General features: G+C 41.2%; 10 protein-coding genes. 5 read left to right on the plus strand and 5 right to left on the minus strand.

Annotated features, from left to right (window positions below):
* Window positions 1-15: 15 nt before the first annotated feature.
* From rbfA to ACT29H_RS03075, 5 genes are all read right to left on the minus strand, one after another.
* Window positions 16-354: a 30S ribosome-binding factor RbfA gene (gene rbfA, locus ACT29H_RS03055; protein WP_444820122.1), complete on the minus strand. Its 339-nt coding sequence runs from the start codon at window positions 352-354 to the stop codon at window positions 16-18.
* A 29-nt stretch (window positions 355-383) separates the two neighbouring features.
* The gene (locus ACT29H_RS03060; RefSeq protein ID WP_444820123.1) at window positions 384-1,433 is read right to left on the minus strand and encodes a glycosyltransferase; all 1,050 of its coding nucleotides are present in this window, start codon (window positions 1,431-1,433) and stop codon (window positions 384-386) included.
* 178 nt (window positions 1,434-1,611) lie between these two features.
* The gene (locus ACT29H_RS03065) at window positions 1,612-2,328 is read right to left on the minus strand and encodes a DUF6261 family protein (protein ID WP_444820124.1); all 717 of its coding nucleotides are present in this window, start codon (window positions 2,326-2,328) and stop codon (window positions 1,612-1,614) included.
* Window positions 2,329-2,443: 115 nt separating this feature from the next.
* Window positions 2,444-3,772 carry a dGTP triphosphohydrolase gene (gene dgt / locus ACT29H_RS03070; protein WP_444820125.1) on the minus strand — a complete coding sequence of 443 codons (1,329 nt, stop codon included), beginning with the start codon at window positions 3,770-3,772 and terminating at the stop codon, window positions 2,444-2,446.
* Window positions 3,773-3,782: 10 nt separating this feature from the next.
* Entirely contained in the window at window positions 3,783-4,511 is a 729-nt protein-coding gene (locus ACT29H_RS03075) for a M48 family metallopeptidase (RefSeq protein WP_444820126.1), read from the minus strand.
* A gap of 319 nt (window positions 4,512-4,830) precedes the next feature.
* On the opposite strand from ACT29H_RS03075, the gene ACT29H_RS03080 reads away from it, so the two are divergent.
* From ACT29H_RS03080 to ACT29H_RS03100, 5 genes are all read left to right on the plus strand, one after another.
* Window positions 4,831-5,559 carry an ABC transporter ATP-binding protein gene (locus tag ACT29H_RS03080; protein WP_444820127.1) on the plus strand — a complete coding sequence of 243 codons (729 nt, stop codon included), beginning with the start codon at window positions 4,831-4,833 and terminating at the stop codon, window positions 5,557-5,559.
* A gap of 67 nt (window positions 5,560-5,626) precedes the next feature.
* Window positions 5,627-6,877, plus strand: coding sequence for an ABC transporter permease (locus ACT29H_RS03085; protein ID WP_444820128.1), 1,251 nt, complete (start codon window positions 5,627-5,629; stop codon window positions 6,875-6,877).
* A gap of 58 nt (window positions 6,878-6,935) precedes the next feature.
* A complete protein-coding gene (locus tag ACT29H_RS03090) occupies window positions 6,936-8,216 on the plus strand; it encodes an ABC transporter permease (RefSeq protein ID WP_444820129.1) in 1,281 nt (426 codons plus the stop codon).
* Between the two features lie 88 nt (window positions 8,217-8,304).
* On the plus strand, window positions 8,305-9,384 hold the full coding sequence (locus ACT29H_RS03095) for an efflux RND transporter periplasmic adaptor subunit (RefSeq protein WP_444820130.1): 1,080 nt from the start codon (window positions 8,305-8,307) through the stop codon (window positions 9,382-9,384).
* 116 nt (window positions 9,385-9,500) lie between these two features.
* A partial coding sequence (locus tag ACT29H_RS03100; protein WP_444820131.1) for a TolC family protein occupies window positions 9,501-9,850 on the plus strand: 350 nt, incomplete at its 3' end.

Raw genomic sequence — 9,850 nt, forward strand, 5'->3', positions numbered from 1 at the left:
ATCGACTATGGCATTTTATTCAGTCAAAAGTCGATCAATCTTTTCAATATAATCCAAACTGTCATCAATATAAAACTCGAGATCGGGAATTACACGCAGCTGCTTTCCAACCCGCTTGCCCAAAAGATACCGGAGATGTGATTTCTTTTCTACAATATTGTTGTAAACTTCATCCTTTTTTTCGCCGGGAAATATACTCAAATAAATCCTGGCAATGCTCAAATCAGCTGTTACCCGAACCACGGTAACAGAGACCATCGCCCTCAAAAGCAAATCTTTTGCCTCGCGCTGAAACATTTCACCCGTCTCTTTTTGAATTAGACGTCCTATTTTCTTCTGTCTGGTAGAATCCATATGGCCACTCATTAATTTAATGCACGAATTTAGACAAAATTATGCAAAAAAGCCTCCATCTCACTCACCATCGTCTCCATACTGAACATTGACTGAACTCTACATTTACCTCTTTTCCCAATTTCTCTAAGTTCATTCTCCGGCATGTCCATAATACATTGTAGTTTCCCCGCCACTTCAGCAGCGGTTCTTTCCACCAGGAATCCGTTTTCCCCATCCTGAATAACTTCAGCAGCCCCGCCCGCACAGGTAGTTAATGAGGGGACTCCATGAGACATCGCTTCGATCAATGCATTGGAAATGCCTTCATTCGCAGACAAAAGACAAAATAGCTTGGCACGTTTCAGCCAGCAAGTAGGATCGCTAAATCCATGAAAAGAGACTATGTCTTCCAAACCTCTTTCCTGAACAATCTTTTTTAGGGAAGACTCATAGGCCCCTATCCCAAGAATATGCACCTGAAGATTTTTTAGTTTATCTGTCGGCAATAGAGAAAGTCCTTCTATTAAAATATGATGCCCTTTACGCCGGGTGAGCATCCCTGTGGTAACAATGGTAAAGAAACCATCATCCCCCATTCTTTCATCATTATGGTTTACTTTGGGAATTCCATTGTAGATCACTTCTATCGGATGGTTTCTCATCCAGGGATATTGACTCAATCCTTCTTTAATACGAACGGCATTAACGATAATACCATTATTTAAGGATTTATAGACCAATCGATGCCAAAACGGCAAGCTCATTTTGCGGGTAATCCCCAAACGAATAATATGTTTCGTTCCCGAAGACTTTGCTACAAGGCCTGCCAAGAAATATTCTTTCTTCTTTGTTGATATTATAATATCAATGTTGCGCTCACTAATAATTTGGGAAATAATTTCCTTTGTTTTCAAATCAAAAACAGAACGAAAGGGGGCCCAAAATGCAGGCAAGTCTTTCCCAAATTTATCATATAACGCTCGGGTCTTCCCCAAAAAATAAACATTGTGCTTATCCTGCAATCCCTGCATGGCCATTGAGACCCACTTTTCATTTCCGCCCCATGTTTTCGCCGAACAAATAAATAATATATTCATAAACCCGTATTTCCTGTAAAACAAGACAAACTTTGTAAAGCGCCGGGAGCAAAAATAAAATCAAGATTTGAAGACCCCCCCCAAAAAGAAGAATAAAATGAAAAGTTTTAGTTAGAGAAGATAAAAATTTGTGGTATCCCCAAAAAAAAGATTTAAATATAAACCATTAACAGGAAGATCAGGACATTTGTGGCATAAATGTATTTGAAAGGAGACTCTGTTTTTTAGGAGAAACTAATTTTCTGACAACCTGATTTAAATTAAAAATTACACTTCCCAGTTCCTCGTCGGGTGCCGATTGATAAAGACGGTCAACAATACAGAATAGAGAGCGCAATGAATCCTCAAGCATAGGCCTGGTTTCCCTTACAGAGATATCTTTTAGTGCACTCATCTTTTTTTCGTCACTGATAGCCTCAAAATCAGCCTGAGCTTTCAACAGTTCTTCGAACCATTCCTGAGCGCCAAGGCTTTCAATAAGGCTCATATATTTTTCTTCCAGCTCGCGAATTAATGCCGGCAAACACTTGGTTTTCTCTTGGTACCCATCCAAGCGAGGAGACCATACATGCTTCTGCAAAACGGACAATAATTGGGTCGCCGAAACTGTTTTTTCACTGGATAAACGATGGCAGGAAGCCTCCACGAATCGATAAAAGGCGATATACGCCTCGTCCCGTTTACTGGCCTGAAGGGTTTTCCTTTCCATCAAATGGCCAATCACATGACGCTGAAACGTTTCCTCAAAAGACCTCAGACTTCCACGAACACCTTCAACAAAAGGACTTAACGTCGACTTGTAGATATGGCTATGATCAAATAAGTGAAGGGCTATGTTTGCCAGATCATAAAGATCAAATGATTTTAATTGTGACAAATTTAAAGCGTTGAGCATCTCAAAAACGGGTTTAGGAAATTAAATTTCATTTTCTATAACAAAATTTTACGTACTCATCCTCTCATAGTTTCATTCTTAAGAGAATAATTTTTAATAAGATCCTTTCCACCCTCTAATTTTTGCCCCCTAATCGAGTTCCCTGAATTTTCCGATAAAGATCAAGAGCATATACATCGGTCATTCCTGAAATAAAATCCAATACCGTCTGAATGCGAAGATGAACAGGGGCATCACCAGAAACCCTGTATTGTTTAGGAATAAACGGCAGTAATAAACCGGAATAATAATGTTCAGGATGCAAAACAGCTTCAATAAATTCTTCAAGCAATGTACCCAATATTTTAAACCCTGCAATTTCGATTTCTACAACCGAAGGATGCCTGTAAATTTTCTCAAAACCCACTTTAGAACATTGCCGCATAGCCTCATTCAAAGGCTCCTCAAGCCGGTCGGTCAAAGATCCGTGGAATGTACCGTTAAGGATCTTATCGTGATGTTGAATAAAAATATCCGAACAGGCATTAACAAGCTTGCCAATAACACCAGCCCTTAAATAGGCTATTTGTTCATTAATATCAGTAACCTCCCGGCAGACTTCATTAATTCGACTCAACTGTTCTTTATTTTTCTGAGGATCATAAAAGGCCCGTAACAGGCGACGCGTCTCGTCTGTAGATAAGATTCCAAGCTTGTGGGCATCCTCAATATCCATAACCTGATAACAAATATCATCGGCAGCTTCCACCAAATAAACCAGTGGGTGACGAGCAAAAACACCAGGTTTCAATTCCTTAATCCCCAATTCATTTACAACATCCAGAAATATTTCCTTTTCAGATTGAAAAAAACCATATTTCTTTAAGTTATTATTTCCTGATGAATACGGATATTTCACTATAGAAGCAACAGTGGTGTAGGTAAGGGCAAATCCTCCGTTACGACGTCCTGTAAATTTATGAGTCAAAACCCTCAAGGCATTGGCATTTCCTTCGAAATCGATAAAGTCATTCCACACATCATGGGAATCAATCAATGTTTTCAGATTTTGACCTTTTCCGTACCTGAAGAAATCCGAAATGGCTTTCTCTCCAGAATGCCCAAAAGGCGGATTCCCCATGTCATGTGCCAGACATGCCGCCGCGACCACCGCTCCAAGTTCACCTGCAAGCGGAAGTGACTCACCATAAATCTTGTTCAAAAATCGGGCTACATTATTGCCCAATGAACGCCCCACACTAGCAACTTCCAAACTATGTGTCAGACGGTTGTGCACAAAAACACTCCCCGGCAACGGGAAAACCTGCGTTTTATCCTGCATACGCCGAAAAGGTGATGAAAAAATAAGCCTGTCATAATCGCGCTGAAACTGTGTGCGGTCATGATGCCGAGGGTGCGTTGACTGGCCGGTACGTTTGGTTGACAGTAGGCGTTTCCAATCCATATCAATGGTTTCAATAGATAGTTGTTCTATATTGCTTCATCTCTGCCGCCAATATTTTGGCTTTTCCTCCTGTTACCTGGTTTAATAAATGCCAGAATCGAGGACCGTGATTTTTCTCTACCGTATGGCAGAGTTCATGAAGGATTACATAATCGATCAAATGCTCGGGCAATCTCATCAACTGCAAATTGAGATTAATATTGTTGATAGATGAACAACTGCCCCATCTGGATTTAAGGTTCTTTACAAAAATACGGTTGTATGAAAAATGGAACTGACTGGCAAAAAATCTAACTTTTGCCGGTAGTTCTATTTTGGCTTCAATACGCATGGCTTCCTCAATACCTTCTCTTATGGCATTTTGAACCAACTCATCAGCCACATGTATGTTGGGTGGATAAAGAATTCTCAGAATACCATGACGCAATGTCATCTTAACCCCAGGATGAACTCCCTTTTCTATTTTCAGTTGAAAATGTCGTGTCCGAAAAGAAGTATTCTCATCAAAAACTGTCTTTTCTTTTTCCCTCTCTTGTATTTTTTCACGGTTTCTAATGATCCAATCTTTTTTCTCTTCGACAAAAGCTAATGCCTTTTGCCGGGGATAGCCCGGAGGAAATAATACCGTAATATCTTCAAACGGTTTGAGACGAATGGAAAGACGCTTACAACGCCGGTTGGATTTAAAAAGAACGGGACCTACCCCATTGATATGAATGAATGATCTATCCTCTGGCATGCCACAAAGTTAAATAAATCTTTTTTCCCTTTACCACCTAAAATAGCTGTAACTTTTTCAACATGAAAAGTGTCTCATATCTGTTCATTTAAGTCGACCATATTTAGATAATTATGCGATACATTGAACAAGCAGGCATCAAATTTCAGCGCCCTTACTGTTCGTTTACGAACACACCGTGTGTCAAAACAAGACATTTTTCTATTAACCACCAAGAGCGACCCACACCCAAATACGGCTGATTATAAGCATATTAAAACTTTTGGCAAATCAATTGATAATAAAACAAACGATATCAATATAAACAAAACCAGACACTATGAGCAACAGTATTATAAAAGTTGAAGGACTCCACAAATCTTACCAGATGGGGAACAACGCCCTTCACGTATTGAAAGGTATTGATCTGGATATACAGGCAGGTGAAATGGTAAGTATCATGGGATCGTCGGGTTCGGGAAAGTCAACACTCCTCAACATTCTGGGCATTCTGGATACCCACGACCGAGGCAATTACTTCCTCGATAATATAAAAATTGAAAAGATGAATGAGACCAGAGCCGCTCGTTTCAGAAATAAATATATTGGATTTATTTTCCAGTCGTTTAACCTCATTTCCTTCAAAAATGCAATGGAGAATGTGGCTCTCCCTCTTTATTATAAAAATATAAGTCGGAAGAAACGAAACATGCAAGCGCTTGAATTACTCGACCGAATGGGGCTAAAAGAGTGGGCAGAACATCTACCTGCAGAACTATCAGGGGGTCAAAAGCAGCGTATTGCCATAGCCAGGGCCCTCATCTCCAACCCCAAAGTAATACTTGCAGATGAACCTACAGGCGCACTGGACACTCAAACATCTTATGAAGTTATGGATATCCTGCAGGAGGTTAACCAGATGGGAATCACCGTTATTATCGTTACCCATGAAAATGACATTGCTCACCGGACACAACGTATTATCCGGCTCAGAGATGGTCTTATCGACGAAAATAAGACCAATGGTAATTATCAGCCCACCAGCAAGGAAATATTTTCTCATAGCTAGTGCAACAGAAAAAAACAGACCTTCCCCACCCCAATCATCCATTCCAAAATAAAACACAAACATAGATATGTTTAACTCCCTGCATGAAATATTTTCAACACTCAGACAAAACAAGCTGAGGGCTATTATGACCGGGTTCAGTGTGGCCTGGGGGATTTTTATGCTGATTCTGCTGCTTGGGTCCGGCAACGGGCTTCAACACGGCATGGAAAATAATTTTAGAGGGGTCGCCAAAAATTCCCTTTGGATCTGGAGCCGACAGACTCAGTTGGCCCATGATGGGTTGCAGGCCGGCCGTCGAATCCAGTTTACCAATGAAGATTACAATTTTCTGGTCAATATGTTTCAGGATGATATATCCAACATCTCTGGTAGATTTCATCTCTGGGGACGCGGAACCGTTACCTATAAAGACAATTACGGAGATTATGATCTGGAAGGAGTACGTCCGGAATTCAAAAATATCCAGATTGTGGATATAAAGCAAGGAAGATATTTGAATGAGATGGACATGAAAGAGTTCCGTAAAGTGGCAATCATATCCATTCCTGTAAAAGAAGCTTTATTCAAAGATGAAGATCCCATAGGTAAATACGTTCGGATCAGCAACGTGCCCTTTATGGTGGTGGGATTATTTGAAAATCCCGAAAGACGAGACGACGAACAAATATACATTCCCGTAAACACAGCACAGAGAGTCTTTAACGGAAGCAACCGACTGAGTGAACTGGCCATTTCAACCAATGCCCTTACAGTGGCAGAAAACAAAAGAATTGAAGAAGCAGTTCGCACCACCCTGATGAAAAGACACAGGGTAGCCCCGGAAGACAAACAGGCCATCGGAAGCTGGAACACCCTTGAACACTTCAAGCAAGCGCAAGGCGTCTTCAGAGGGATTCGATTGTTTGTCTGGGTAATCGGAATCATGACCATCATTGCCGGAATTGTAGGGGTTAGCAACATCATGATTATTCTGGTAAAAGAACGGACCAAAGAGATCGGAATCCGGAAAGCCATCGGCGCAACACCTTGGTCGGTGATCCGACTTGTTCTTGCCGAGTCTGTTTTTATTACCACATTATCAGGCTTTCTGGGACTGGTCTTCGGAATGGGATTATTATCCGCCATATCCATCGTATTGCAAAGTGTTGCAGAACAATCCCCCCAAGTTGAAAAAATATTCTTTAACCCCACTGCCAATGTATCGGTTGTGGTGGCAGCACTGGTTGTCCTGATAATAGCAGGCCTGATAGCCGGTTTTGTACCCGCCAGAAGAGCCGCCGGCATTAAACCCATTGAGGCCTTACACGACGAATAATTAAAGAATGGGTTGTGTCATTACGAAATTTGAAAGTAGTAACTAAAATACAAAAACTGTGTTTGATAGAGATCGCTGGCAAGAAATACTAAATGCCATAAAACAAAATAAGTTCCGCAGTATTCTGACGGCATTCGGAGTCTTCTGGGCCATTTTTATGCTGGTCGTGATGACCGGTTCGGGGAATGCCCTAATAAACGGCATCACTCACGGCTTCAAGGATTTTGCCACCAACAGTGCCTTTCTATGGGCCAACAGAACCACTGTTGCCTACGAAGGTTATGACCGAGGAAGATGGTGGAGTTTAACTAATGCCGACATGAATGCCATAATGGAAGCCATTCCGGAAATTGACGTCTTGTCTCCAAGGTTACAAGGATGGAATCTACGTGAAGGTCAAAATGTAGTAAGGGACGAAAAGGCGGCCGCATTCAATGTTATGGGAGATTATCCCCAATACCGAAAAATTGACCCATGCACCATGCCTCATGGAAGATATATCAATGACGAAGATATTGAACTGAAAAGAAAAGTGTGCATCATCGGCGAAAAAGTATACGAAGTAATGTTTGATGAAGGAGAAGATCCTGTAGGACAATACCTTCGTATAAATGGTGTCTATTTTATGGTGGTAGGTGTTTTCAAATCCAACAATCCCAATATCAACATTGGCAGCAATAAGAAAGAAACCATCTATCTTCCTTTTACCACGATGCAACAAACCTTTAATTACGGCGACGAAGTTCATTTTTTTGGTTTTACTGCCAAGCCGGGAGTCAATGTTCAATCTATTGTCGACAAGATTAAACCCCTCATTAAAAAACATCATAAAATTGCACCGGAAGATGACCAGGCCATTGGTGGCTTTAATGTCCAGAGCGAGTTACAGACCATGGAATATACATTTCTGGGCATCAACATTCTTATCTGGGTTGTAGGAATCGGTACACTGATAGCCGGTGCCGTAGGCGTGAGCAATATCATGTTGGTAATTGTTCGGGAGCGAACCAAAGAGATTGGAATTCAACGCGCCATTGGAGCCAGGCCGGTGTTGGTCATCACCCAGATTCTTACCGAATCGGTTTTTCTGACCACTGTGGCAGGATTTTTAGGTCTGGCCATGGGCACCTTAATCCTTCATATCACAGACGTTGCATTGGAAGCTGCACGTGCCCAGGCACCGCCCGAAGAACAATCTTTTTTCATGAATCCGGAAATCGGACTTCCTATGGCCATTGCCTCCATAATTATTTTGGTGATAGTTGGTCTGTTTGCCGGCCTTATTCCGGCTCTCAAAGCGGTGCGTATAAAACCAATAGAGGCCCTTCGACATGAATAATTCAACCATTCATTGAAACGATAGTAAGCAACATAAACAAAATCTAACAATACAGGCAATGCCACTTGCCTTATAAAACTTGATAACAATGAAAAAGTTTCTCAAAATTTTTATGGTGATTGTTTTAGTAGCTCTTGTAGCATGGGTATTCTTTTACCTTTATAAACAAACCAAAAAGTCACCGGTGGTATATGATACCGAACAGCCACAAATAACCAATATCATTAAAAAAACTGTTGCCACCGGGTCTATAGTTCCCCGCAAAGAGATTCAAATCAAACCGCAGGAGTCGGGCATTATCAACGAAATTTACGTGCAACCCGGTGATATGGTCAAAAGTGGTGACCTAATCGCCAAGATTCAGATCATCCCCGAGATGATTCAGGTCAACGAAGCCGAAACCCGGTTGGAAAAGGCCAGACTTGCCTTTGAAAATGCAAGAATCGAATTCGAAAAAACCAAAGAATTATATCAAAATAATGTTATTTCCGAAACACAGTTTCTCTCCGACAAACTGGTCTTTGAAACAGCTCAGGAAGACCTGAAATCGGCTGAAAACAATCTTCAGTTGATAAAAGAAGGGGTTCTGAAAAAAGCCGGATCTCAGACCAATACTCTTATCCGATCTACTACCTCCGGGATGGTGTTGGATGTCCCCGTCGAGGTGGGAAATTCGGTTATCAAAAGTAACACCTTCAACGACGGAACCACAATTGCCATTGTTGCCGACATGCGGGAAATGGTTTTCGAAGGAATGGTCGATGAAACAGAAGTTGGAAAAATAAAAGAAGGCATGCAGTTATTGCTAACCATTGGAGCTCTGGATGAGGAACAGTTTACCGCCATTCTGGAATTTATCTCTCCTAAAGGAGTCGAAGAAAACGGGGCCATTCAGTTTGAGATTAAAGCTGCCGTGCAACTGCAAGAAGGGAGCTTTATCAGGGCCGGATACAGTGCTACCGCCGACATCGTGCTGGATCGCCGTGACAGCGTTCTTGCCATTAAGGAAAAACTGATAACCTTTAATGATGATTCCACCTATGTGGAGGTTATGACCGAACCGCAGGTCTTTGAAAAACGGCTGATCAAAACAGGACTCTCCGATGGCATTAACATCGAAGTAATTGATGGTCTCAAAGAGGAAGAAGAAATTAAAGTACCCTTATAAATAAAAGATTCTTAGACTTTGAAACCCTTTGATTAGGCTTCGATAAACGCTATAACGCAGAAAATAGTCAGATAATTATTCATTCAAAAAGCAGGAAATCCTTCAAAATATAAATCATGAGAAACAAAACTCTTTTAATATTAACCTTTTTTTCAATGGCCATTATGAGCGCCTCAGCTCAGGAAGCCAGAAAATGGAGTCTGAAGGAATGTATCGATTATGCCAAAGAGAACAATATTTCCATCCGCAAACAGGAATTAAATACTCAGTATCAAAATAATCTTTTTCAACAGAAAAGACTGAACAAACTCCCGTCACTCAACGGTAGTGCCGGCTATCAGCTAAGTTTTGGCCGCGTTCCTGACGAAACGACCTATCAATATGTAGATCAAACCACGCAATTTAGCCGGTTTTCTGTGGGTACTTCGGTACCTCTTTTCCAGGCCTTCATCCTACGTAATGAATT

Source organism: Thermophagus sp. OGC60D27, assembly GCF_052400625.1.
Taxonomy (GTDB): domain Bacteria; phylum Bacteroidota; class Bacteroidia; order Bacteroidales; family Marinilabiliaceae; genus Thermophagus.